Origin of the sequence: Dehalogenimonas formicexedens, assembly GCF_001953175.1 — a bacterium.
Lineage (GTDB): Bacteria > Chloroflexota > Dehalococcoidia > Dehalococcoidales > Dehalococcoidaceae > Dehalogenimonas > Dehalogenimonas formicexedens.
Genome location: NZ_CP018258.1, coordinates 1048197 through 1074414 on the forward strand (window position 1 = coordinate 1048197; position 26218 = coordinate 1074414).

A 26218-nucleotide genomic window follows, 5' to 3' on the forward strand; every position below is an offset into this window, starting at 1 on the left:
ACAATGGTGTCAAGCCGGCGGCGAAGCGGGATAAAATTCTCCGAACAGACGGAGGTATCTGATGGATATCGGCTGGTGGCGTGACCTGGTAATCGTGATCGGCGGCGTTGTTGCCATCCTGATCGGACTGGTTGTCCTGGTGCTGGTATTTTCAATCTACCGCAAAACCAACGAAGTCTACGAACGGTCGAAACACGTCATGGACTCAATTCAAAAAGCGGCTTGCAACGTTGAAAGTTTTACCGAGGTGGCATCCAAAGAACTGATTAAACCGGTCATCGAAATCGCCGCTATTTTCCATGGGCTGAAAGCCGGTCTGGGCGGTTTCTTTCGAAGGAAGGAGTAGATTATGTCCAACGATTCTTCTGGGAATTTTGCTCTGGGACTCCTCCTTGGCGTTGCCGTGGGAGTCGGCATCGGGTTACTCTATGCGCCGCAAAACGGGTCCGCGACCCGTTCGATGCTGAAAGAGAAGGCGGTCGAACTCAGCGAGCGAGCTGAGGAATTTGCGGAAAATGTCCGCGATGGCGCCGCCGCGGCAAAACGCAACCTGGAAGCGCGACTGCCCCGTGCCGAGACCTGATTTCAGGTCTTCCGCCACGCCTGGCCGATCGAAACATTCAAGTCCAATACGCCGCCTCAGATAGGAAAAGGAATATACGGTGCAATTACGCCATATTCTTAGACGGCATTGGCGGTCAATCCTTTTCTTCATTGCCTTAATTGCCTTTTCCGTGGTGGTATACAAGCTTCGAAGCGTTCTTCTCCCGTTTATGATCGGGCTCTTCATGGCTTATGTCCTCCGGCCGGTGGTGCTGTGGCTGGAAAAATACACCATCTTCCCGGCCTGGCTGCAGAAGCAAAAACGGGCGATTATCGTTCTCATTCTGTTCGTCTTCATCGCCATATTTTTGGCTATTGTTGTGACCTACGCGGTGGCTCTGACGGCCAATACGGTTTCTCAGATTTTTGCCAACGCCGGGGACATAATCAACTCCGTCACGAGCCATTTAGCCAATTGGTTAAACGGCGTGAGAGAACATCTTTCGCCCGAGATCAGGGCGCGCATCGACGATATATTCGCCGGCGCTTCGACAAATGTCAGCGACGCGGTTAAAACCACACTTCAGCGGAGTATTTCTCTGGTTCCGACGACGATCGGTTTTATCTTCGGCTTTGCCATCTTACCGGTGTTCGTCTTTTACCTGTTGAAGGACTGGGAAAAAATTCGCGATGGCATTTACCGGGAATTGCCCCAGGGGGCTTCGATTCACGCCCGGAATATATTGGGCATTATCGGGAAGGTGCTGGGGCGCTATCTTCAGGCTGAATTGATCCTGGGCAGCATCGTCGGGGGCGTTACCTTTATCGCCCTGTTGATCATGGGGGTCAATTTTCCGCTGGCGCTATTCCTGGGCTTGCTCGCGGGATTCTTTGAGGCGGTACCCACCATCGGCCCCTGGATAAGCGGCTTTTTCGCCGCGGTTCTGATCCTGGCGACATATCCGGACCTCGTATTCTGGGTTATCGGGCTATTTCTCGTCGTTCAACTGCTTGAGAACAATCTACTGGTACCGCGCATCCAGGGTAACGCTCAGCACATTCACCCGGCTGTGTCCCTCCTATTACTGATCCTGGGGGCTTATTTTGCCGGACTGTGGGGTATCATCCTGGCTATTCCGCTGACAGCCACCATTATCCGCATTTACCAGTACACCGAAGACGCCGCCAGATTCGAAGATCATCTCCCGTTGAGACACCATGACCCCGCTATCTTTGAGAAGTAACATCAACCGGCTCAAGGACCGGGTTCTGTCCTTTGTCGCCGTCAGGGTTTCCGTGGGCACGATCGAAGAACTCGGCCGCAACGACGCGTCGCACCTGGCAGCCGGAGTAGCCTATTTTGCGATTCTCTCACTGTTCCCTTTGCTGCTGGGTTTTATTTCACTTGCCGGTCTGTTTCTCCCCTCGGATTCGGTCCGGGAGGCGATCATCACCTTCATCCAACAGAATCTCCCGATCTCACCGGACGTCGTCACCCAGAATATCGAAAACATCATCGCCGCCCGGGGCGCGGTTGGGATTTTCAGCATCGTAGCCCTGATGTGGACCAGTTCGAACATGTTCACGTCAATCGGCGTAGCCTTGAACCGGAGTTGCGGGGTCTGCGACCGGACTCCGTTTTATCTGCGTAAACCGAGAGACGTTCTTTTTGCCCTGGCGGCCGGCTTTCTGTTTTTATTATCCGGCGTGCTGCCGACTGCGTTCAGCCTGATCCCGGAGGTTTCCATCCCGTTTTTCGGTACCACTGCCAGTTTCATCCTGATCGCCGTCGGGTCGGTATTAACCTTCGTCGTGTTCATTGTCATGTACGTTTACCTGCCGGTCGTCCGAGGCAAATGGCGCCATATCTGGCCGGGAGCCCTGCTGGCGACGGTTCTTTTCGAGATTGTGCGCGTTAGCTTTATTCTCTTCGTCGCCCACTTCAACCGGTACAATGTCATATACGGCACCATTGGCTCGGCGATCGCCCTGATGGTCTGGATCTACCTGTCGGCCTTCATACTGCTGGCAGGCAGCGCCTTCAATGACAAGCTGCGCCGGTGGCGGGAAGGCACCCTGAAACTGGACGCCGATAAACCCCTTTAATAATCAGAACGCAGGTACGAAGACCTGCGTTCTATTCCTAAAGCGTTATCGAATCAATCACCCGGCACCGGTTTATTAAGAACGATCTCGTAATACCAGTTAATGGCGTTTCGGCCACAGATCGATTCGCACGTCCGGCAATCCCGGCAATCCGCGGACGCGTCGGCGACGACTTTGCCGTTGCTGACGATAATGCCCCCGCTGGGGCAAGACGCTATGCACAGGTTGCAGTGATCGCACAAATTTTGATTGATTTCTATGTTAATCATACCGGGCACCCTAATAATACCTTGGGATAGCGAATGGTGATGTAACTTAGATCATAAAGCCGTTTTTTCTAGTTCAGGTCGGTTGATGATCTCGATCTTGTGGCGTTCTACCCTTATCAATCCTTCGTCTTCCATCCCTTTTAAGGCTCGCGCCACCACTTCACGGGCGGTCCCCGCCATGGCCGCCAGGTCGCGCTGGGTCAAATACGGCGTATTGGGTAGATCAACCTGGTTCAGCAGGATCCGGGCTAACCTGCCCGACACCGGGCGGAACGACAGATCCGACACCAGTTCCCCGAGTTGCCTGATCTTGAATCCCAGGGCGCCGATGATGTTCGCCGCCAGAGGCCCAAGACGGCAGGCGTTCTCCAAAAGCGCTTTACCGCTGATGGCAAACACCACGAGTTGAGTGAGCGCCTGGGCGGTTGCCTGGGCTTCGCCGCCGTCGAAAGCGGCAACATCATTAAAACTATCGCCCGGCCGGGCGATAGCCAGGATCTGCTCTTTACCGTCCGCCGAAGTTCCGAATATCTTGACGGCTCCGGAGGCAACGAGATACACCTTCCGGCTCGAATCCCCTTCGGCTACGACCATGGCATCCCGATAAAAGCGCTCTTCAACGGCCATTCCCTCGATGACCGAGTACTCGACCGGGGATAATCCCGTGAAATAGGGGCTGCGCCTGATCACTGCCTGCCTGGTCAGGACGCTCAATTCAGGGATAAACGTTTCGGCCATGGACCAGATTATAGGCGGCGAATGTGAATGTAGCAAGAACTGCTCATACCGGGCTATATGTTTGACTTGACGGTTTCAGCATGACTCGGCTAGCATTTAGAGATATGACTAAACCGCACCTGACCATTGTTATCCCCAGCTATAAGGAAGCGGCAAATATGCCGCTACTGCTGGAACAAATCCATTCTGCCCTCGGGGATTACCCCTACGACGTCCTCGTCATCGATGACAACAGCCCTGACGGGACGGCGGAGACAGTCCGCAGCCTGGCTGAAAAATATCCCGTGAGCGTCACGGTCAGAAAAGACAAGCGGGGGCTGGCTTCAGCCGTCGTCGACGGCTTCAAACTGGCCGGCGGCGATATCGTGGCGGTAATGGATGCTGACCTTCAGCATCCCCCGGCTGTTCTGCCAAGATTGGTAAGGGCCATAGAAGCCGGCGCGGACCTCGCGGTTGCCAGCAGATACGTCCCGGGAGGCAGCGTCGGCAATTGGTCCGCCACCCGCCGCGTCATCTCCAGGGGAGCGGTCATCCTGTCTCATCTGCTGCTGCCCTCGACGCGGGGCATAAAAGACCCCATGAGCGGCTACTTCATGCTTCGGAAGGACGTCATTTCGGGGATCGAGCTCAGCCCGGTCGGCTACAAGATACTGCTCGAAGTCATTTGCCTGGGGTGCCCCCACCAAGCGGTTGAAGTGCCGTTTATCTTCGAAAACCGGCGCGCCGGAGTCACCAAGCTGTCCATGGTCACTCAAACCGATTACCTGAGGCATCTGCTGTCGTTGATGAGGCGAACCGGGGAGTTCAGGCGGATAGTGAAATTCGTCACCGTGGGCGGCACAGGCACGCTGGTCAACCTGGGGCTGCTGGCCGTGCTCAAGGAATGGGCCGGCTTACATTATCTGGTCGCGGGGGCGGTCGCTTTCGAAGTGTCGGTGGTCTGGAATTTCCTGTTGAACGACCGCTTCACCTTCAGGGACCGCAAACGTCCGGATGGCACTCTCCCAGGCCGTCTTTTACGCTTCAACGTTACCAGCCTCGGCGGTTTTATTATCTATATCGCCATCCTGGCTTTGTTGACCCAGGTTTTCGGCCTGTATTACATTGTTTCGGCGGCAATCGGCATTCTGATCGGTTTCGGGTGGAACTTCATGGTCAACAGCGCCTGGACATGGCGCTGAAAAACCGGTATTTTTTCGCTCTCATTTACCGATCAGCGAACGGGCGATGGGCAGATACATCTGCTCAACATATTCGATCATCATCCGGCTGGCGGAGAACTCCCACACGGTTGAAGCGATGGCCTCTCTCATAACCTTTAGCCATCGCCTTGGACTGTCGGTTACATCCCGATCATAGTACATCGGCAAGATCTGTTCTTCCAGCAACTGGTAAAGGTCGGACGCGTCGCGACTGTCCTCATCGAGCGGGTTTTCCGGCTTTTCTTCACTGCCTATCGCCCAGCCGTTTTTCCCGTTGAACCCTTCCTGCCACCAGCCGTCCAGGATGCTGGCGTTGGGCACGCCGTTGATGCCCGCCTTCATCCCTGAAGTCCCGCTGGCCTCCAGGAGCCGGCGGGGATTGTTGAGCCAAACATCCACTCCGGAAACCAGGTATCTGGCCAGGTGCAGGTCGTAGTCTTCAATAAAGCACACCCTGCCTTCGAATTCCCGGTCTGTCGCTTGCGAATAGACACGGTGGATTAATTCCTTGGCCATGAAATCGGCCGGATGTGATTTTCCGGCGAATATGAACTGTACCGGCCGCTGCCAGTTGCGCACGATTTTCTTTAACCTCTCGACGTCCCGGAACAGCAGTGAAGGCCGTTTGTATTCCACAAAACGCCTGACGAACCCGATAGTCAATACGTCCGGGTCCATCAGGGCGCCGAGAGCCACCAGCCGCCGGCTGGATACTTCGGCGTTGCTCCATTCCTGGCGGGAGCGTTCGGTGATCAGGTGAATCAGACGCTGTTTCCTGAACTGGTGCGCCTGCCACAGCACTTCATCCGGGACTTTATTGAGCAAGTCCCGAAAACCGATCTCGTGGCGGCGGTCGTACCAATCATTTCCGATATATTTTTCAAAAGCCTTGGTCAGCGGTGGCGTTTCCCAGGTCGGGACGTGAATGCCGTTGGTGATGTGCCCGATGGGAACGGCGGATTCGGGAGTCGATCCATAAAGCCGGCGCCACATTTTCCGGGATACTTCGCCGTGGAGCCGGCTGACTGCGTTAGCCCGCCGGGATAACTTGAGGCCCAAAACGGTCATGTTGAAATATTCGTCAGGGCTGGCCTGGCCCAGGGACAGGAACTCGTCGCGCTCTATCTTCAGGCTATCCCAGTAACAACAAAAGTAGCGGTCCATCAGAGCCGGGTCGAAGGTATCGTGGCCTGCCGGGACGGGAGTATGGGTGGTGAACACCGCCTGATCGCGCACTTTTTCGATGGCGGATTCCAGGCTGTCCCCGGCGGTCAGACGCTCCCGGAGCAATTCCAGCAGCAGGAACGAAGTATGGCCTTCGTTGCAATGCCAGGCCACCGGGTTGATCCCGAGCGCGCGCAGCAGTCTCACGCCGCCGATGCCTAGCAGGTACTCCTGTTGCAACCGGATCTCACGGCCCGCGCTGTATAACCGGGCGGATAATTCCCGGTCGCCCGGTTCATTCTCGGGAACGTTTGTGTCCAGCAGGTAGAGCACCCCCCTGCCGACCTTTACCTCCCAGGCGGTTAAATATATATTCTTGTTTCCCAGGAGCAGACTGAGCAGGAAACGGCTGCCGTCCGGCTGGGTCACCCTGGAGATCGGGGCCAGGTCGAAATCGAGTTGCCGGTAATGCTCGATCTGCCAACCGTCTTCGCTGATGCGCTGGTGAAAATACCCTTCAGGGTACATGAACCCCACCCCGACAAACGGCAGACCGAGATCGGATGCTTCTTTGCAGATGTCGCCGGCCAGCACGCCCAGTCCGCCGGCGTACATCGGCAGGGAGTTGTGAACCGCAAACTCCATCGAAAAATAGGCCACCGGATGGTTGAAAACGCCCGGATAGGTCTTGGTCACCCAATTCTTCTCGTCGGACATGCGACGGTCGAACAGTTCGATAACGGAATCGAGTTTACCGAGAAATTCCTCATCCGCCGCGAGGCTTTCGAGACGCCTGGGTTCAACCTCTGAAAGGAGTCTTACCGGATTGTGTCCCGATGACCGCCACAGCCGGCCGTCGATTGACTCAAAAAGCTCCCTTGCCGGTATGGTCCAGCTCCACCACAGGTTCGCCGAGAGATCCGCCAAACGTGATAAGCGTCCCGGAAGGCGGGACGCTAATTGAACCTTATCCATCGATTACCTCGGGGCAGATATCGTTAAACTTTTTCCATTATCCTTGCCGCTGGATGGCAAGTCAAGCTCACAAGCGGTTATAATCATTTAGATTATGCGGTGCCGAACAGGATAACACCGATTTGAAAAACAGCCGGCAAGATAACAAGCTTAACGAATTGGCCGTAGCATGCGGTATCCAGCTGTCTTACCGGGACATGGACGGGCGGATAAAGCGGGCACCCGCCAAGACGCTGCTGGCGGCGGTGCGGGCATTGGGTGTAAATGTGGCCGGTGCGGCTGACTGTCGAGCGGCCCTCGATGAACTTCAAATAAGAAAATCCACACGAGTAATCGAGCCGGTGCTGCTGGCCTGGGAAGGCAGGCTGGGGAGTGTAAATATCCGGCTTCCCCAGCCTCTGCCATCGACGATCGAGGCGTTTCTGGAACTGGACTGCGGCGAAACCCGCTTATTCCTCTGGCCGGACCCAGCCCGATTTGAGCTACCGACGGTAACTGTAAATGCGGGGCTCATCCGTGTGCTGCGGCTACCGTTCAAATGTCGCCTGCCATTCGGTTACCACCGCCTCAGTCTCATCTTCCCCGGCAAAACGGTCAGCGCATTCATTATCTCCGCGCCCCGGAAAGCTCCCGAACTTCAGGGACCGCCGCGCCGGTGGGGCCTTTTCAGCCCGGTTTACGCTCTTCGTTCAGGGAATGACTGGGGCGCCGGCGGATTTTCCGAATTCACCGAGTTGGCTAAATGGAGCGCCACGCTGGGCAGCGGCCTGACCGCCACACTGCCGCTGTTGCCGGCATTTTACCGCGAACATTTCAACCCCAGTCCCTACTCCCCGGTCAGCCGCCTGTTCTGGAACGAACTATTTATCGACGTCCCGAACACCCTGGAACTGACTTTTTGTCCCGCGGCCGCGGCGCTGCTGGCCTCGAAGGAACTCCGGGATGAACTCTCAGCTCTGCGCGCGGCGCCGCTGGTGGATTATGCCGGCCTAGCCAACCTGAAACGAAAAGTTCTTGAGCTTTTGGCCGAATGCTTTTTCAACGGGCATGGATCGGAATTAAGACGGGAGTTGTTCAACACCTTCGTTGAAAAGCACCCCGAGGTGAAGGAATATGCCCGGTTCCGGGCGTATTCGGAACGGTCCAAATGCTGCTGGCGGCAATGGCCGGAGGAGATGCGGGACGGCTCAACCCAAATTCAGGGTGTCGACTTAAACATTGAACGTTATCATCTATATGTCCAGTTTATCGCCCGGGAGCAGCTTGCGGGCATCGTAGAAAAGTCAAAAACAGACGGCCAGGCTATCTACCTTGACCTGCCGCTGGGTTCCAATCCGGATGGTTTTGACACCTGGAAACACCGGGAAATCTTCGTCACGGGTTCGAGCGTCGGCGCGCCGCCCGATGACGCATTTCCCGGCGGCCAGGACTGGGGTTTCCCCCCGCCCCACCCGGAACGGCAGAGGGAGACCGAATATCGCTATCTCATCAGCGTGGTCCGGCACCACCTGGAGATGGCCGGGATATTGAGGCTCGATCACATCATGGGGCTGCACCGCCTCTATTGGATTCCGGAAGGGTCGGACGCCGCCGACGGGGTCTATGTCCGTTATGCCGCCGAGGAGATGTATGCTATCCTCTGCCTGGAGGCCTTCAAGGCAAAGGCGGTGATTGTGGGCGAAGACCTGGGGCTGGTGCCGGGCGCCGTGCGGCGGGCAATGAGGCGGCACAACATCAAACGCAGTTATGTAGCCCAGTACGAGATGCTGGCCGGCAACGACACCTGCCTCGACACCATACCCGTCCAGGCTGTTGCCGCTGTCAACACCCACGATATGCATCCTTTCGCCGCTTTCTGGCAGGGGACAGACATCCCGGAAAGAGTTGCCTGCGGCGTTCTCAGCGGGCAACGGGCCTGCACGGAATCGGCGCGCCGGAGCACCGGTAAAGAGGTTCTGACCGGCTGTCTTCTCCGCCGGGGCTTGATTTCATCCCGGGCTTCTTCCCCAAAGGAGCTCTATGAAAGCATTTGCCGGGTGATGGCGTCCAGCGATGTCGAGATGATGCTGATCAGCCTTGATGACCTGGGCGGCTCAACCAAAGCCCAGAACATCCCGGGCACGTACACCGAGCATCCCAACTGGCGGCGTCGGACGCCGCTGTCACTGGAGCGGCTCAAAAATGACCAGCAAATCTGTTCCTTCCTGAAAGACATCGATAAACTCAGGAAATGAGGCCATGACATACTTCTTAACCCGGAAAAAATCAACAGCGTGTCAGGCAGGGAGCGGCCGTGGTTGATTCGCCTGCCAGATTTCTTTGCGTGCACGGTCATTTCTATCAGCCGCCCAGGGAAAACCCCTGGCTGGAAGCCGTGGAGACCGAAAAATCGGCTTCCCCGTATCATGATTGGAACGAGCGCATTACCGACGAGTGCTACGCCGTCAACCTCGCGGCCAGGATTCTCGATGGGTCCAATCAGATCGTGTCGATAGTCAACAACTACGCCAGGTTCTCCTTCAACTTCGGACCGACGCTGTTGACCTGGCTGGAAGTCAACCACCCGGAGGTCTACACGGCGATTATCGATTCCGACCGTGAGAACGCCCCTGAATACTCAGGTCACGGCTCGGCTTTGGCACAGGCCTATAACCACCTCATCATGCCCCTGGCTAACCGCCGCGACAAGGAGACCCAGGTTGCCTGGGGTGTTTCTGATTTCCGGCGCCGTTTCGGTCGCCCGCCTGAGGGCATGTGGCTCCCGGAAACCGCGGTAGACCTTGAGACGCTCGATATTATGGCCGGCCGGGGTATCAAGTTTACCTTACTGGCGCCGCATCAGGCCGCCCGTGTGAAATCCCCGGACGGATCATGGCATCCTGCCGGAGGCGCTATCGACACCAGTCAGCCTTATGCCTGCCGCCTGCCTTCGGGCCGCTCCATATCGATTTTCTTTTATCATCCGGGGCTATCCAAAGGGGTGGCCTTCGGGTCTTTGCTCCAGAACGGAGACCAGCTCGCCGACAGCGTCCTGGCCGCCTACGCCAGGACGGCTGGCCCGTCCATAATCACCATCGCCACCGATGGCGAAACATACGGCCATCACCGGCGTTTCGGCGAAATGGCCCTGGCTTATGCCTTCGATAAGCTCGACCGCCGTGGCGTCAGGATCACCAACATGGCCGAATACCTGGCGAACCATCCCCCGGCGGCGGAAGTGGAAATCGTTGAAAACTCCTCATGGAGTTGCGACCATGACGTGGAGCGCTGGCGCAGCGGTTGTTGCTGTTCTACCGGATCCCATCCGGGCTGGAACCAGCGCTGGCGCGCGCCGCTGAGACAGGCCATGGACCTTCTTCGCGATAACTTAAATCCATTGTTCGAACAGGCGGCCAAAGAACTCCTGACCGACCCCTGGGCCGCCCGAAACGACTACGAGGAAGTTATCGGGGACCGCAGCCCGGACGTGGTCGAGGCCTTTTTGAAGCGACACGGCTCAAGGCAGCTGACTTTCGGTGAAAAAGTCCGCGCGTTGAAGTTGCTGGAACTCCAGCGCCACCTGATGGCAATCTACACCAGCTGCGGCTGGTTTTTCGACGATATCGGCGGCCTGGAGTCTGTCCTGGTAATGAAGCAGGCAGGCAGAGCGCTGCAGCTTGCTGATCAACTTTTCGGCCAAAGCCCCGAAAGAGAATTTTTGAACATTTTGGAGACGGCTCAAAGCAACGACCGGGCTAAAGGCAGCGGTTGGGATATTTTCGAGCGGGAAGTGCGGCCCCTGATCGCCGGCCTTAAACAAGCCGCGGCCAATATCGCCATCCAGTCACTCTTCCCGGAGCCGGCATCGGAACCCGACCTGTACACCTATTCAATTAACATCAGCGACCTGAACCGGTACGGCGATGACGGCTTGCGCCTGTCATCGGGGGATATCGAAATATCTTCAACGGTGACTTTAGAAAAACAGAGGTTCGTTTTCGCGGCCATGCTCCGGGGAAGCCATGAGGTTATCGCCGGTCTGGAGGCCTATAAATCGCCCGAAGACTACGCGGGCTTGAAGTCTAAACTTGGGTCGTTCGCCGGCCCGGCTGATGGCGCCGGCTGCCGGGAATTCCTGGAGGCCAGGTTCGCTGGAAGCGTTTTTGATCTGCGGCACCTGTTCGGCGATGAACGGACGGTGGTCGTCGAGGGTATTATCGGCGGGACCTTGAAAGAGGCCGAAGCGGCGTACCGGACGATCTATTCCGGGCATCGCGAGACCATGCGGTTCCTCCGCTCCCTGGGTCAGGCCATCCCGTCCCAGTTCAAAACGGCGGCTGAATTCGTGCTTTCCACCGATCTTAAGGACATGCTTAAAGCTGACACCCTTGATCTGGAAAATGTCGAAACCCTGTTGAATGAGATGAAACTTTGGGAGATTCCGCCTGAAAAAGAGGCGGTGTCCTATTACCTGTCCGGGCAGCTGGAAAACATTTTGCTCTCGCTGATCGATGCCCCCGATGATCACGCCGCCATGTCCACGGCAATCGGGTCGCTCCAGCTGTTCAAAGATACCATCCTGTTCCCCAACCTCTGGCGGGTCCAAAACCTTTACTTCGCCATGTTCCAGAACATCTATATCGGGCGCAAAGACAAGCCCGGTAGGGAAGACTGGCTGGCGTCATTCGTACTGCTGGGCAGGTTATTACAGATCAGAATTGATTGATCCAGTACTATTTTCCCAGCCGGATTCATTGATTTGTTATGTCAGGTTATGTTATCTTAATACGAATCTTAGTAGGGCAGGATAGTTGGAACAATCCCCCATAGCCCAAAACCAGAAACCGGCGATCAAGGTGCTGGTGGTTGAAGATGAGCCCGCTATCGGCAGGTGTGTCTGCGGGTCCTCACCCCCAGGGGTTTCGATGTCGCCCTGGCTGAAGATGGCATGGCAGCCATCAGCCGATTGTCCTCAGAAAAGTTCAACCTGTGCCTGATAGACGTCAGGACGCCGAACATGAACGGCGAACAGCTTTACTCCTGGATCCTCGAACATGATCTGCCGTTGGCCAAAGGTGTGATATTCACCACGGGTGACGTGGCCTCCGGGGAAACGGCCAGGTTTCTGGCAAGCTCCGGACGGCCGGCCCTGCCCAAGCCCTTCTCCCCGTCCGAACTTTTAGAAAAAATCCAGGAAATGGTAGCAGGATTGTAGGATGGAAAACGCCAAAGCCAAGGAAACAATCCTGGTTGTCGATGACGAACCGATAGTCAGGCGGTTGCTGCACCAGAAACTGGCTATTGAAGGCTATGCCTGCCTTGAGGCCGGCTGCGCCGATGAGGCCCTGGAAGTTCTCAAGCGAAATGCCGACATCGCACTTATCGTGTCGGATATGAAAATGCCCGGTAAAACCGGCATGGAACTGCTGGCAGAGGTCAGGGTGTTGTATCCGGATACGGCCATGATCATCGCCACCGCGGTTACCGAAACGGCTACAGCTATCGAATGTATGAAACAGGGCGCCTACGACTACCTGACGAAGCCGTTCAAGCTCGACGAAGTCCTGTTCTCCATCTGGCGAGCCCTGGACAAACGCCGCCTCCAACTGGAAAACCGGGAATACCGCCAAAACCTTGAAACCAAGGTGGAATACCAGGCGCAGAAAATCCGGTCCTCATTCTTTAACGCCATCACCTCCCTGGCCTACGCTCTCGACGCCAAGGACGGCTACACCGCCGGCCACTCCGAGCGGGTTTCGGAAATTGCGGTGGGTATCGGTATCGAACTGGATCTGCCTCAGGTTGAAATGGAACGGTTGAGGCTGGCCGGCAAGGTCCACGACATCGGCAATATAGGCATCGACGGTACTATACTGCATAAACCTGGCGCTTTGGACCCTGAAGAGAGGGCTGAAATGGAACGCCACCCCGCCCTCGGGGAGCGCATCCTCCAGCCCGTGGTTGAGGACGAGGCGGTTCTTGCCATGGTGCGCAACCACCACGAGCGGTGGGACGGTCAGGGTTACCCGGATATGCTGGCGGGGGAAGGCATACCGCTGGGCGCCCGCATCCTGGCGCTGGCTGACACCTTCGATGCCATGACCTCAGCGCGGCCGTACCGGACCGCGATGACGGTGGATTTCGCCACTAACGAGATCGAACGATGCGCCGGAACCCAATTCGATCCCGCTGTGGTTAACGCCTTCAAAAATGCCCGCCGCGTCATTACCGAAGCCGTCAAGCTGACCGAATAACTCACACTCATCTCGTGTTGTCGGGTGTCTCCTCTGAGCGACATAGTCACTCCGCGGCAATTTAGTGGCCTGGCCCTGCGTTAACCTCATCTTAACTTACAATTTTCATTGACAGGCCGGTAAATTTGGAACATAATTTGCCAGTTTCCAGTAACTTTCCGAAACTACTTGATGGGAAGAGGCCGACGACGGATCATGATCCTCTCAAATCTTGACCAATCCGAGATAGCATCTGGGACTCCCATCGATCAAGCTCCAAAAAACAGGCCAGCGAAAACCGCTGGTTTTTTTATGCCCAAGGGACACCTCCAATTTGGGTAGGTGCCGGTCGGTCCTGGGCGTCAATAAAATAGCAGAATAGGTTACAAATAATCGACGAAGGAGAACAAAATTGAAAAAAAGAATCCTTGTAATCGGGACTATTCTTTCTTTAGCAATGGTGACTGCTTCTCCGCTCAGTGTCTCTGCTGAAACCACTGTCATTTCAGGCACTATTGCTAACACCGCGGTTTTGACGGCGCCATCAAACATAACCTTTACAAACTTCGTTGTAGGTACTAATACAGGCTCATCGACAACTCCAGGTTCGGTTGTAGCGAATGCATCTGGATGGTCCCTTGAAGTCACGGATGCAAAAGTAGAAAGTAAAGGATATATGACAAGAGCGGATGGTAATAATCTTTCCGCTCTGATTCAGGTCGGTATGACATCTGGAAGCGTGACGACTATCTCTCTTTATCAGGCCCAGCTAGTGGCTGATACTGCTCATGGATATGGTGCTGCGGGTACGTTCACGATCCCACTATACGTTAGCCAGTTGGTAGGTACAGGAGACCTTCCTGGGGCATATTCAATCACATTGACCTACACAGCGACGCCTGCATCCTAGTAACCTGCTTGGCGGCGGCTTTCAAGCCGCCGCCAAGTCTAGATATAGCAACGACTAAACTAGACTTGGAAAGTTCTTTTCGGTTCGAGTAAGGATTGTGTACTGCTCAGATCAATGATTAATAGACACTTCAGGTTTTTGTTGGTCACCGTAATAGTATCAATGTTGAGTCTCTTTGTTGCGCCTGGAATAGTTCGTGCAAGCACAGGTATCTCTCTAACACCTTTCGAATCTATAAAAATCGATGTATCGCCCGGGAGTACTGTTACCCATCGGATGACACTGCAACTTGGCACCGAAAATCGGGCAATGGACGTGGCAGTTGATATCATGGGATACGGCAGCTCTCCAGACGGTTCAGTTCAAACAATTACGCCTGTTCAGGATGTGAGCCCTTACTCGGCGCGCGCTTTTATCAGGATCGACAAGCCAACATTCCATCTGGATCCGGGCGGGTCTCAGGATATTGTGGCCACAATATCGATTCCTTCCGATATAGGCAGCGGCGGAAGATACGCCGTTATTTATATCCATGAACTGCCTCCTGCAGGAGGAACAGGAAGTCTTTCTGCCTTCAATATCCCTGTTCTTCTCACGATTAAAGGCAGCACCCTTACCCACACGGCAACCGTAACCGAGGTCAAAGCAGGGAAAGTTGCAAGCGGTCAGCCGATCGAAATTTCCACTACCTTTCGGAACACAGGAAACCATCATTACAAGGTGACCGGCGAAATAGCGATCTCAAATTCACAGGGACTGGTGATCGATACCATTCAAATTCCTCTCTCGTCCTCATCGATAATTCCCGGGAGCATACGCCAGATTAGCGCGCTTTATTTCCCTAAAATCACCCTCTCCCAGGGTGTTTATTCAATTAATACCAGGTTGGTTTTGGAAGATGGAACCTACTTGGTTTCTGGGAATGGCAGTTTTGAAGTCATCGGTCCCTACGCGACACCTACTTCGATTCCAACTACCTCACCCGCGTCAACCGAAATAGTTCCCTCCTCCTCTCCAACATCCGCCTCGAAAGGGATATCGGTAACGCTCCTCGCCGGGATCGCCGCCGGAGCATTACTTATCGTCATCGCCATGTTCGCCGCGGGTAATAAAAAAGCAGCCAGATGAAACAATCGAGAGTGATCCTGGGGGTTTTCGTAGCGGGACTGCTTTCCGCCTGTCCGGTCGCGGTCGCCGCCCAGGGCGGCACCGACATCACCGGCACTATCCCGCTGGAGACCTCCAACATCAACTCCTCGGGGCTCACGGCGTCCGGCGCGGTTATAACGTGGGAAACCAACGGCGGCGCTACCTCCCAGGTCTATTACGACACTTCATCCCATGCGGACATCAATGATTACGCTCACAGCACCGAGATCGACCTGACGCTGGTTTCCGCTCACAGCGTGACGCTCTCCGGGCTAACCGCCGGAACAACCTACCATTACCGGGTGAAGTCGGAGATCCCGGATACCGTTTTTTCGACTATTTCAGATGACGGCACCTTCGCGACTTCCGCCTCGGGCGGCGGCGGAGGCGGCGGTGGCGGTGGCGGCTTCGGCAGCCAGCTTATCGGCATCGGGCTTTCCGGGACGTCGCCGTTCATGGACGGCAACGGCAGGGCGATTACCGCCGGTGAGATCAAGACGGCTGACGGCAAAGTGTCTCTCTCTGTCCCCGTCGGAGTCTACATCTGGAACGCCGCCGGAGCTGCCCAGCCCTTCCTTTCAGCCCAGCCGCTCGCCAATCCGCCGCCTGCCCCGCCGGAAAACAGCCTGGTGATGGCCATTGAAATGGGCCCTAACGGGGTCACTTTCAACCCGGCTGTCACCCTCACCTTCAATTATAAAGACAGCGACCTTCCCTCCGGCGCCCGCGAAGCCGATCTCTACATCGCCTGGTGGGACGGCACGCAGTGGGTCAAGCTCCTCGGCACGGTGAATGCTTCAGCCAACACCGTTTCCGTCCAGGTAACCCATTTCACCAGCTATGCCCTGCTGATCCCGGCAGCGCCCCCGGTCCTCACTCCCACCCTCAAGATCGCCGGCCCGCTGACCGGGACCTCGTTCGATTCCGGCGACGTGACCATCTCCATAAACGCGGGCAACATCAACCTGGTGGGCGATAACCGGCCTAACGCGCCTGGCGAAGGCAGGGTTGTCTACTACCTCGACGTGCCGATCCCCACGACACCAGGAGCGAGTGCGTTCAGCGCGGCGGGGACTTATAAGGAAAGCGAATCGACCACCAACGGCTGGACCGGCCTGGCGCCCGGCATCCATATCCTGGGGGTTCAGCTGGTTCAGAACGACCACACCCCCTTCAGTCCGCCCCTCTTCGCCACAGTCAGCGTCACAATCAAGGCAGCCGTGATCGCGCCGCCGACCACGACTGTTCCTATACCGACGTCAGAGTCGCCGATAATCACAACGCCTCCAACACCCGACCAAACCAAGCCCGGTTGGTTAATTCCAATTTTATTCTTTGTTGCCGCGGCAGGTGTCGCCGTTTTCATTTTCTGGAGATCACGCAGACCCGAGGCAAAGCTGAAGTACACCAACAGATAACGACACCGGCGAGTTAAAGAAAAAGCCCTCGTTCTATGGGGGCTTTTTCTTTCGTTGATCCACAGACCTAATGCGAAGCCACTACAACCTGGTCCAACACCAGCATCCCCATGGGATTGATCTGAAAACCGGTAACGTAGGGTTTTACCAGAACATATTCCTGACCGAAGAACAACGGCAAGACCGCGGCATCACCGAGGATCAGCTTCTGGGCTTGCTGGTAGAGAGTGAAACTGGTGTTGGTATCGGTCGCCGCGGCGGCCTGGTCGAGCAAGGCGTCGACGGCAGTATTCGAGTATCCGCCGGAATTGAAGTCCGCACCGGTACGGAACAGGATGTCCAGGAAGTCCTGGGGGTTGGGATAATCGGCGATCCAGCCGGAATAAAACATCTGGTCCTTTTCCTGCTTCAGGTTGTACAGAAAAACGCTCGGCTCAAGCTGACGGACGTTGACCGTCACGCCAAGGTTGACCTGCCATTCGTTGATGATAGCCTGCAGGCCGCCGTCGATCAGCCCGCCGTAACCGGAGGTGGTGATGGTGATCGGGGGCAGGTTGGAAACAGACCCGTACTTCGACTGGGCGATGAGCGCTTTAGCCTGGGTGATATTGAAACTGAGCGCCGCCGATGTCGAATCATATCCGGGGATGCCCGCCGGTAAAATGCCGTTGGCCTGCTTGATTGCGTCATTGAAGGTCAGGCTGATGATCTTCTTGAGATCGACCGCCATAGAAAAGGCCTTCCTTACCAGCGGGTCGTCGAACGGGGCCTTTTCGACATTGAAGCCGATGTACGACAGGCTGAGTTCAGGGACCGATTTAAGCTGGGAGGCGAAAGTCCCTGCGGGGTCCGTCGCCCGGTCGAGGTCATCGCCGCCAATGCCGGCGACGTCGATCTGGCCAGTCTCGTAAAGGTCCATCGAGCGGCCCGCCAGGAACTTGAAGACCGCCGACCCGAGTTTGACCGCGCCGCCGTAATAGTTGCGGTTCTGGGTCAGGGTGATGGAGGTGGTCTTGACCCAGCTCCCGAGCTTGAACGGCCCGGTGCCGCTGGGCGTCTCCCACCAGTTGGCGCCCGAGGCCACATTCTGCTTATCGACGGCGAAAGCGGTGACAAATGCCAGCTTGTAGATGAAATAAGATGCCGGTTTTACAAGTGTAACCTGCAGCGTGTAATCGTCGACGACCTTGACGCCAGAAAGGCTTGTGGCCCGCCCGGTGAGCATCTCTATTGCCCCGGCGATATCGGAAAGATAAGTCGCCGCGGTGGTAGAACCGACCGAAAGCGTGCAGGCGCGTTCCCAGGAGTACTTGAAGTCCGCCGCCGTCAGCCGGTGCCCGTTCTGGAAGGCCACATCGTTCCGCAGGTGGAAAGTGTAGGTCTTACCGTCGGCGCTGATGTCCCAGCCGGTGGCAATGTCCGGCAGAACGCCGGTAGTGCCCGTCTTGACCAGGCCGCTGAAGATCTGGTTCACGAACAGGATCGAACCCGATTCCGCCGCCAGGGCCGGATCCAGGGTGTAAGGTTCGGAAGCCTCCAGGTTCAGGACGGTATTGGAGGCAGGCGCCGTGGTTACCGGCGCCGCCGTGGTCGAACCGGGGGGCGCGGTGGTCGAGCCGGGGGGCGGCGTCGTCTGGCCGTTACCGGTGCAGCCGGCGATCAGGCCAAGCAGCAAAACCAGGGCCAGGGGTATCGCCAAAAGCTTTTTGAAATTCATCTCATTCATCATCAATCGCCTCTTCGCCGGTTATTTGCCGTAGACCGAATTCTGCCAGAGGGTGTTCAGACCGGCGATGTCGAAGCCGTAAACGGTCTTGAAAGCGTTGTCGTAGGTCGAGCCCTGGGCGAAGGTTGTCAGCAGCGAGGCAAGCTTTGACTGACCGTAGCTGTCCACCAGGAATTTGACCAGGTAATAGCTTTCGGCGTAGGAAAGGTAAGCCTTGTTCGAATCCGCGGAGAACGGGCTGTCCAGTGTCCGGACAGAGATGAGTGTCTTGCTCAGAACGGCCAGGTTGAAAACGGTGACGAAGGTCGCGTCCAGCGGACCCTCGGCATACATCGAAAGGCCCTCGTTCAACCACACCGGGATGCCGGCGTACGGGTTGTCGGTCATCTGGTTGGTCACCAGGTGGGCGAGTTCGTGTATCACCGCCCCGGTGCCCCACGCCAGGTTGTCCGTGGCGACACCGATGGTGATGATGTTGAAATCGGTAAAAGCTACGCCGCCGGTCCACTCCTGGGGGAATACCATCGCCCCCTGGAGATCGGTCGGCCCGTTGTAGATGTAGATGGTGACCGGTTTCTTCAGTTGCGCCCCGGTATCGGCGGCCAGCTTCACCAGCGCCTGCTGGGCGGTGGTCATCAGGGTCTGGGCGAACTGGGAGTTGCCCTGGTACCATTTCAGGGTCACCAGTCCCTGGGTGATGGTCTGCCAGGAATACCGGGTATCCTCGAAGCTGAAAATGGTGGTGCCGCTTTGGGTGACGTTGTTGTCGGCGTCCTTGAGCGTCCACCAGTAATCTATCTTCGTTCCCGTCGGCACGCCGCCGATGTAGCGGAGATCAAGGGTATAGCTTGAGTTGATCGATTTGGAAGGCGTGATTGTGGCGATAGCCTCGCTGGTCACCTGGGCGAAAGAAGTCCGTTCGATCCGGTAGTGGAGCCGGGCATCGACAATATTGGAAGTCCCCTGGGCGACGATGTTGAATTTGATGGTCAGGGGGAAAGAAGGCTGGACCGAGGTCGAGGTGATTGAAATTGAGCCCTGCGATTGGCTGGTACCTGTCTGCTGTGCGACCGGGGCCATCGCCGCGGCGGTTTGAGGAGCCAGCAGAATGATGACCGCCAAAATCACGGAACCAAGCGTCAATCGAAACCGTTTGAACATAGTCCCCCCGAGTGTGCTGCGGATAAGGGGATTATACCGTCAGAAGTAACGAAAATGAAAACTCAAGAAAACGAAAACCCGCCTCTTCAGACGGGTTGTAGTTCATTTGGTAGCGGGGATAGGATTCGAACCTATGACCTTCGGGTTATGAGTTATGTCAAGGGCGTATTAACCATGTCATCCACTCGTAATCCTTCCTTTTAATGCCGCACAATCCAACCTTATTTTGAACATAACAGAAGAACAGGTACCAATAACAGCGGGCTGGAAAGCGTGCAAAAAAGCGTGCAATCCCCGCTGATTTTTCGCTTCGTCCGAGGTACAATAAACGATAACAGCTTAAACTTTGTCGACACCGGAAAACGGTCTTTAGCTGCTTTCTAAACGGTTTAGACGATGAACACTAAAAAGTCAGTGAATAGATAGGTACTGTTAAAGGTCGAGTACGATGCCCGAAGAACTTGACAGGTTATTTCAAGAAGTGAAGCACTCCTATTTTCCTTCTTGGGATGCTAAAGAAGAATGGAAGGCTTCACTCTTTGATAATGAGATTCTTGTTGGCTATTGCGACCGTTCTAAGAAGGCAATCCTGGTGAACACCAAAAAATGGAGTAACTGTGTTAAGCGTGGCGACCACATCGGTTTAAGTGTTTTGCTAATCCATGAAATCACCCATGCTGTCGTTCGTGAACAAAGGCAGGTTGACCATGGTGATAAATTCAAAAGCCGGCTTCGAAAAGTGGCTGCTGAGGCAAGAGCCAAAGGGAACATTTACATTGCTGATAGACTCATAGCTGACCTTAGCTTCTATGAGTAGTACCTCTGACGCCATCATGGCTAAACACGAACATTGGCATCACTGTTAATTGGTGCATAGCTATCTTTTTCGACATTTATCATGTAGGCATTTAATTACACACAAAAATCCTTTACCCGATAAATCGTTGTAACCGGTTAGGAAGTCAATAGAGTCAATGTATGCCCCATTTGAATCTGCTTGAGGCTTAACCGACCATCCTTTAACAAACCCACAAGGAGTATTTTGGTCATAAATCTGAATCGAGCAAACTAACAGCACAGATTCTTTGACGTGCAACAAGACTTTTTTGGCGTCCTGATAGCGCCAAGCGTACTGAGACCGGTTGTCCTTGTCTTTGATTATTATGGCGCTATTTTTAAGCGTCTCGGGAAATTCGGGGCATAACGTGCTCTTGCATAAACCTATTATAGCTTCGTGTATTGCAATAGGAATAGGGAAAATATCTCAATACCGATTATAATGCCAGCGATGATTAGGAAACCAGAAACACTTTTTCTTTCAAAGGTGATGAAACCCGAATGCCGGATTTTCCCGGATGGCGTCATTTTGGACAATCTCGATGGGACCACTCTCAAGCAGGCAATCGTGAGAATTCTCGATGAACTCGCATCAAGCACAAGCAGACGGCAACCACGATTTTCCGAGCACGTGAAGTTTGTGGCTTTATCAAGGTACGGGCTTGATAATGGTGTCCCCAGTTCGTTTGGAGAAATAGGTAAGGCTATAGGGCTGGGTTACCACAGCACTTACCACGTCTTCCAAGTGGCAATGAGATATTTCCGCCTCCCAGTTTGCACAGAGGTACTCAGAAAATACATTAAAGATGAGCCAGTTGTAATCCCTCTCGCCGTGAAAAGGCCGCGCGGTAGACCACGCAAAACACCGACTCAGGCTCAACTAACTTCGACACGACTGAGAAAAGCAAAAGTTGCCAAGGACACTGAGGCTGACAGGAGTCTTTCGGCCAAAACTATGTCAAAGCCTGAGATTCTTTTTATGTCTGCTATTTTTCAACCGGCGTGCGTCATATTTTCAAATGAACAAATCGCTGAGGGTGTTGCTGGATTGACTCTCAACCAGGCGATAATGCTATTGTTTGATGAGCTCGCATCTTGGACTCCCACAAACACGCCCAAGTTTCGCTTCCAGGCAAAATCGGTAGTATCTCTCTATTTCGGTCTTGAAGACGGAAAACATAATTGACCTGCCCCCGATAGCGATACCACTTCTTAAGTAGTTATTGCAGCTATCTTGGCCTCTGGCGCCGGTGGACGGTAGCCGAGTGAGCTGTGGGGCCGGATCTGATTGTAGTCCCTCCTCCACTGCTCAATCAATACCTTCGCCTCAGTTAACGTACTGAATATTTCCCGGTCCAGGAGTTCATCACTGAGCTTGCCATTGAAGGACTCAATGTAGCCGTTTTCCCATGGGCTCCCTGGCTCGATGAATAGCGTTTTAACTCCAATCCTGGCCAGCCATTTGCGTATCTGCCTGGCGGTGAATTCGGTTCCATTGTCGGAGCGGATGTACTCAGGTATTCCCCGGAGCACAAAGAGTTGGAAAAGCTGGTCTATGACATCATGAGAAGGGATACTGCGGGCCACCAGCAGCGCCGGGCACTCCCTAGTGAACTCATCGATAATGGTCAGTATCCTGAAAGCCTTGCCGTTCTCTGTCCTACGTTTAACAAAGTCGTAGCTCCAAACGTGGTCCTTGTGTTCCGGCCTCAAACGGATGCACGAGTTGTCGTTAAGCCATAGTCTTTTACGCCTTGGTTGCTTCTGGGGCACCTTTAAACCTTCCTGCCGCCATATTCTTTCCACCCTCTTGTGATTTACCATCCAGCCTTCCGATTTGAGCATAGCCGTAATACGCCGGTAGCCATACCGGCCAAACTTGGTGGCCAGGGAAATGATATCGTCCGTCAGACTCTCCTCTTCGGCACTTGAGTTGTGACTCCGCCGTTGAGTAGATCTCGTCTGACCTAATACCATACATGCCCGCCTCTGGGAGATATGAAGTGCATCCGATATTCGGATAATCACCTTCCTTCTCCTGGACGGGCTTAGGAGTTTCCCCGGGCGGCTTCGGCCAGGATGGCCTTATCGAGAGATAGATCAGCCACCAGGCGCTTCAGGCGTGCGTTCTCTTGTTCGAGTTCCTTAAGTCGTTTTGCCTGCTCGATGCGCATGCCACCGAACTCCTGGCGCCAGCGATAATAGGTGCAGTCGCTGACTCCGATCTTCTTGAGCATTACGGAGAGGGTAGTACCTTGGCTGATAAGGACCTCAGCCTCTCGGAGCTTGTTGATGATCTGCTCTGGCGTGAAAGATTTCCTGGGCATCTGCTTCCCCCTTTCTTATTTTCCAGTCTAACATGAAACTGGACTCGTTTTAGGGGGTCAGGTCAATTTCCTGCGTCCTGATTTTCGCCTGTGGGACTATTGTAGCGTGATGCTAAACCGGTTCACAAACAACTTCAATCTTCGGTACCTTGGTGTTAATATACATCAGTTGGTTGGGGAACTAGACCAACCATCAAATCCGAGTGATGGGTAATTATGCCTACAGAGATTCGTACGATACTTAGAGACTATGCCAATGCCGTTCGCGAGAAGTTGACATCAGGATTGGGCGGTCAACCGGAAGACCAGCTGAAGAATCCCACGGAGAATCTAATTCGGGCTTTTGGTGAGTTGCTTAACCATATTGCCATTGCCGTTACCGAAGTCAATACTCCTGAAATAGGTCGGCCGGATATGGCGGTTGCAATAGATAGTCTCCTGGTAGGCCACATAGAACTCAAGCAGCCAGGTATTGGAGTGAATCCATCGGTCTTCACCGGACACAACTTGGACCAATGGAAAAAGTTCAAACAGCTTCCTAATTTGGTCTATTCTGATGGAAATAATTGGGCACTATTTCGTAGCGGACAGCGAGTAGGAGAAATAATCCACCTCGGTGATATTGCAGCGAGAGGCTCGTTGGGAATCAGACCTGATGCAATAGATGCTTTTCAATCTCTATTAACACAATACCTGTCGTGGCAACCGATTACACCTAATTCCCCCAGGGCACTCGCTGTATTATTGGCACCCCTTTGTCGTTTTCTTAGAGATGACGTTTTGGGAGCATTGCTGAATGAAGATTCAGCATTGTCTCAATTAAGAACAGACTGGAGTACAACTCTGTTTCCCGACGCGGGCGAACGAGAATTTGCTGATGCTTATGCTCAGACATTGACGTATGCCTTACTTCTAGCCCGATTCGATGGAGCGGGTGACCTTCGTCCGAGTAGGGCAGCCGAAACGCTCAGTCATAATCATCAACTACTTGGACAAGTTCTTAATGTTTTAACTGACCCTCAAGCTTATCAGGAAATCGGTACGGCGGTTGACGTTCTGGTGAGGGTTATAGGTGCCGTCGCCCCAAACTTACTTGTAGAACAGGACCCCGACCCATGGTTATATTTTTACGAGGACTTTTTGGCAGAGTATGACCCAGAATTGCGTGAGGAACGCGGTGTGTACTATACGCCGGTGCAGGTGGTCCAATGCCAAACCAGACTTGTAGCTGAACTTCTTAGGGAAAGATTTGGCAAGCCCCTCGCTTACGCTGATACAGATGTTGTGCTCCTGGACCCGGCCACCGGTACAGGTACATATCCTCTTGCAGCAATAACAGAAGGGGTGGAATGTGTTCGTGAAAGATTTGGTGCCGGGGCTGTACCACATCGGGCTACAATGCTTGCGAGAAACATTCACGCATTTGAACTCCTCGTTGGTCCTTATGCAGTCGCCCACTTGAGAATAACTCAGAAACTTCAAGAATCAGGTGCCGTACTCCCGGATGATGGAATTCATGTTTACCTCACTGATACCTTGGAATCACCTGAACCGGCACCCTCAGGGCGCCTTCCATTATCGTTACGACCTCTGGTGGATGAACATCGGCGTGCTGGCAGGGTGAAAAGAGAGACCCGTGTCCTCGTTTGCATGGGTAATCCTCCATATTCTCGACAATCGTTTGAAGCGAGCGAAGGAACTGATGACCGAGAAGCCAGACTTGAACGTTTATTAGGAGATTTCATTCGTCTCGCTCGCGGCAGAACGATGTTTAGTCATATAGCATCTTTATATAACTCTTATGTCTATTTCTGGCGTTGGGCTTTATGGAAGGTGTTCGATACGACTGACGGTCCCGGTATAGTCTCTTTTATTACCTCATCAAGTTACTTGAAAGGACCGGGGTTCCTTGGAATGCGGGAGGTGATGCGAAAAACATTCGATGACCTCTGGATAATTGACCTTGAAGGCGGTTCTTCAGGGGCACGGAGAACAGAAAATGTATTTTCGATTCAAACCCCGGTTGCAATCGCGATTGGCGTTCGGAACGCCAGGCCAAATCCTGGTTCACCAGCAAATGTACACTATGTGAAAATTACTGGCCGTAGGGAAGACAAACTAACCACACTGGACACGATTCATTCGTTTGCTGATTTGCAGTGGACAGAGTGTTCAAATGAGTGGACAGCGTCATTTATTCCGGAGGGCCAAAGCGACTTCTTTAAGTGGCCATTGGTAACTGACCTTTTCCCATGGCAGCACCCAGGAGTGAAAGTAGGGAGGACTTGGCCCATTTCTGTCACAAACGACACCGGAGTAAGACGTTGGCAGCGTCTAGTTTCTAGCTCTTTAAGTGAAAGGAGCGAATTGTTTGCTGACAGGAGTTTCGGACGCGGAACCTCTACGCGACCATCAATTGGCCTTCTACCACCTCCAGCTTCAACGCATTCGATTCGTGACCTTAATCCTAATAGCGCAGCTCCTCCAATAATCCGTTATGGTCATCGGTCTTTCGATAGAAAATGGATTATTGCCGATGGCAGGCTTTTTCGTACCCCAAGCCAACCTCTTTGGTTTACACAATCACCCAAACAAATATATATGACAAGTTTATTAACCGGGGTATTGGGGCATGGTCCAGCCGCGGTGGTAAGTGCCCTAATTCCTGACCTCCATTTTTTCCGAGGTTCTTTTGGGGGTAAAGATGTCATTCCACTTTGGCGCGACCCCTCGGGAACCGAACCGAATATTACCCACGGATTCATTCAGTACCTTGAACGAATATATGGGACGCACATCCAACCAGAAGATATTTTTGCCTACACTTATTCCATCCTTGCAAATTCAGACTTCACTCAACATTTTGCAGAAGACCTGGCAACTTCTGCTGCACGCATACCAATCACTACCGATGTGACGCTATTTCGTAACGGTGTCGATTTAGGTCGGCGATTGATTTGGCTACATACCTATGGCGAACGCCTTGTGCCTATTGGGGAGAGAATTCATCGGGTTCCCTCAGGACGTGCCCGTGCCCTGCGGCCTATTTCATCTACGCCGGATGGTTACCCGAATGACTTTCATTGGGATGAAGCTACCGAGACTTTGCATGTCGGGGATGGAACCTTTGCTCCTGTCACGCGAGAAGTTTGGGAATATGAAGTGTCGGGGTTGCGGCCTGTTCGGTCATGGTTAGGTTACAGAAAGAGAGAACCCTCTGGCCGAACCTCATCGCCATTAGATGAAATTCACCCTTTGGAATGGCCCGCAGAATTTAATGAAGAACTACTAGAATTGTTGTGGGTTCTTGAACAAACGGTAAATATGTCACCGAGTCTATCCGCATTCCTTGATGCAGTGCTACAGAGCGAAATAATTCAAGCAACCGAACTTCCTTTTCCAACGGAGGAAGAACGAAGGCCGCCGGATTCAAGAGGGAACGATAGAGAACCGACCGAACAGTCCTCGTTCTAATGGTGCC

At 54.1% G+C, this 26218-nt stretch carries 21 protein-coding genes; 15 read left to right on the plus strand and 6 right to left on the minus strand.

Annotated features, from left to right (window positions below; all coding sequences use genetic code 11):
* The first annotated feature begins 61 nt into the window (after window positions 1-61).
* The 4 genes from Dform_RS05520 to Dform_RS05535 all read left to right on the plus strand — a co-directional run bounded on the left by Dform_RS05520 (window position 62) and on the right by Dform_RS05535 (window position 2649).
* A complete protein-coding gene (locus Dform_RS05520) occupies window positions 62-346 on the plus strand; it encodes a hypothetical protein (RefSeq protein ID WP_076004124.1) in 285 nt (94 codons plus the stop codon).
* 3 nt (window positions 347-349) lie between these two features.
* Window positions 350-583, plus strand: coding sequence for a YtxH domain-containing protein (locus Dform_RS05525; protein WP_076004125.1), 234 nt, complete (start codon window positions 350-352; stop codon window positions 581-583).
* Between the two features lie 79 nt (window positions 584-662).
* Window positions 663-1787, plus strand: coding sequence for an AI-2E family transporter (locus tag Dform_RS05530; protein WP_076004126.1), 1125 nt, complete (start codon window positions 663-665; stop codon window positions 1785-1787).
* Window positions 1762-2649 carry a YihY/virulence factor BrkB family protein gene (locus Dform_RS05535; protein WP_076004127.1) on the plus strand — a complete coding sequence of 296 codons (888 nt, stop codon included), beginning with the start codon at window positions 1762-1764 and terminating at the stop codon, window positions 2647-2649. The genes Dform_RS05530 and Dform_RS05535 overlap by 26 nt, the downstream gene beginning before the upstream one ends.
* 53 nt (window positions 2650-2702) lie before the next feature.
* Here the strand turns inward: Dform_RS05535 and Dform_RS05540 are convergent, their stop codons facing one another.
* Window positions 2703-2918 carry a 4Fe-4S binding protein gene (locus Dform_RS05540; RefSeq protein ID WP_076004128.1) on the minus strand — a complete coding sequence of 72 codons (216 nt, stop codon included), beginning with the start codon at window positions 2916-2918 and terminating at the stop codon, window positions 2703-2705.
* 51 nt (window positions 2919-2969) lie between these two features.
* Window positions 2970-3656: a Crp/Fnr family transcriptional regulator gene (locus Dform_RS05545; RefSeq protein WP_076004129.1), complete on the minus strand. Its 687-nt coding sequence runs from the start codon at window positions 3654-3656 to the stop codon at window positions 2970-2972.
* Window positions 3657-3760: 104 nt separating this feature from the next.
* Between Dform_RS05545 and Dform_RS05550 the strand changes: the two genes are divergently transcribed.
* Window positions 3761-4837 (plus strand): glycosyltransferase, encoded by a 1077-nt coding sequence (locus Dform_RS05550; protein ID WP_076004130.1) that lies wholly within the window; start codon window positions 3761-3763, stop codon window positions 4835-4837.
* Between the two features lie 21 nt (window positions 4838-4858).
* Here Dform_RS05550 and glgP read toward each other — a convergent pair whose 3' ends face one another.
* Window positions 4859-6997, minus strand: a complete 2139-nt coding sequence (gene glgP / locus Dform_RS05555; protein ID WP_076004131.1) for an alpha-glucan family phosphorylase — start codon at window positions 6995-6997, stop codon at window positions 4859-4861.
* A 122-nt stretch (window positions 6998-7119) separates the two neighbouring features.
* Here glgP and malQ point away from each other — a divergent pair, with 122 nt between their 5' ends.
* The 7 genes from malQ (at window position 7120) to Dform_RS05590 (ending at window position 16686) form a co-directional block, all read left to right on the plus strand.
* Window positions 7120-9231, plus strand: coding sequence for a 4-alpha-glucanotransferase (gene malQ / locus Dform_RS05560; RefSeq protein WP_076004132.1), 2112 nt, complete (start codon window positions 7120-7122; stop codon window positions 9229-9231).
* 59 nt (window positions 9232-9290) lie between these two features.
* Window positions 9291-11702: a DUF3536 domain-containing protein gene (locus Dform_RS05565; protein WP_076004133.1), complete on the plus strand. Its 2412-nt coding sequence runs from the start codon at window positions 9291-9293 to the stop codon at window positions 11700-11702.
* 165 nt (window positions 11703-11867) lie between these two features.
* Window positions 11868-12191, plus strand: a complete 324-nt coding sequence (locus tag Dform_RS05570; RefSeq protein WP_225973646.1) for a response regulator — start codon at window positions 11868-11870, stop codon at window positions 12189-12191.
* Window position 12192: 1 nt separating this feature from the next.
* Window positions 12193-13230, plus strand: a complete 1038-nt coding sequence (locus Dform_RS05575; protein ID WP_076004134.1) for an HD domain-containing phosphohydrolase — start codon at window positions 12193-12195, stop codon at window positions 13228-13230.
* A gap of 391 nt (window positions 13231-13621) precedes the next feature.
* Window positions 13622-14119, plus strand: a complete 498-nt coding sequence (locus tag Dform_RS11235) for a hypothetical protein (RefSeq protein ID WP_145925534.1) — start codon at window positions 13622-13624, stop codon at window positions 14117-14119.
* A 162-nt stretch (window positions 14120-14281) separates the two neighbouring features.
* Window positions 14282-15247: a hypothetical protein gene (locus Dform_RS05585; RefSeq protein ID WP_158513472.1), complete on the plus strand. Its 966-nt coding sequence runs from the start codon at window positions 14282-14284 to the stop codon at window positions 15245-15247.
* Window positions 15244-16686 carry a fibronectin type III domain-containing protein gene (locus Dform_RS05590; RefSeq protein ID WP_076004137.1) on the plus strand — a complete coding sequence of 481 codons (1443 nt, stop codon included), beginning with the start codon at window positions 15244-15246 and terminating at the stop codon, window positions 16684-16686. The genes Dform_RS05585 and Dform_RS05590 overlap by 4 nt, the downstream gene beginning before the upstream one ends.
* Window positions 16687-16753: 67 nt before the next feature.
* Here the strand turns inward: Dform_RS05590 and Dform_RS05595 are convergent, their stop codons facing one another.
* The gene (locus Dform_RS05595; protein ID WP_083635370.1) at window positions 16754-18415 is read right to left on the minus strand and encodes a peptide ABC transporter substrate-binding protein; all 1662 of its coding nucleotides are present in this window, start codon (window positions 18413-18415) and stop codon (window positions 16754-16756) included.
* Between the two features lie 18 nt (window positions 18416-18433).
* Complete coding sequence (locus Dform_RS05600) at window positions 18434-19573, minus strand: peptidase MA family metallohydrolase (protein ID WP_076004139.1); 1140 nt, start codon at window positions 19571-19573, stop codon at window positions 18434-18436.
* A gap of 448 nt (window positions 19574-20021) precedes the next feature.
* Here Dform_RS05600 and Dform_RS05605 point away from each other — a divergent pair, with 448 nt between their 5' ends.
* Window positions 20022-20390, plus strand: a complete 369-nt coding sequence (locus Dform_RS05605) for a hypothetical protein (RefSeq protein ID WP_076004140.1) — start codon at window positions 20022-20024, stop codon at window positions 20388-20390.
* 462 nt (window positions 20391-20852) lie between these two features.
* Window positions 20853-21596 (plus strand): hypothetical protein, encoded by a 744-nt coding sequence (locus Dform_RS05610; RefSeq protein WP_076004141.1) that lies wholly within the window; start codon window positions 20853-20855, stop codon window positions 21594-21596.
* Between the two features lie 26 nt (window positions 21597-21622).
* Here the strand turns inward: Dform_RS05610 and Dform_RS05615 are convergent.
* A protein-coding gene (locus tag Dform_RS05615) for an IS3 family transposase (protein ID WP_099092355.1) occupies window positions 21623-22737 on the minus strand; the annotation gives its coding sequence in 2 pieces (ribosomal slippage) (window positions 21623-22473 and window positions 22473-22737; 1116 coding nt in all).
* 216 nt (window positions 22738-22953) lie between these two features.
* On the opposite strand from Dform_RS05615, the gene Dform_RS05625 reads away from it, so the two are divergent.
* Window positions 22954-26211, plus strand: coding sequence for a type ISP restriction/modification enzyme (locus tag Dform_RS05625; protein WP_076004142.1), 3258 nt, complete (start codon window positions 22954-22956; stop codon window positions 26209-26211).
* Window positions 26212-26218 lie beyond the last annotated feature (7 nt).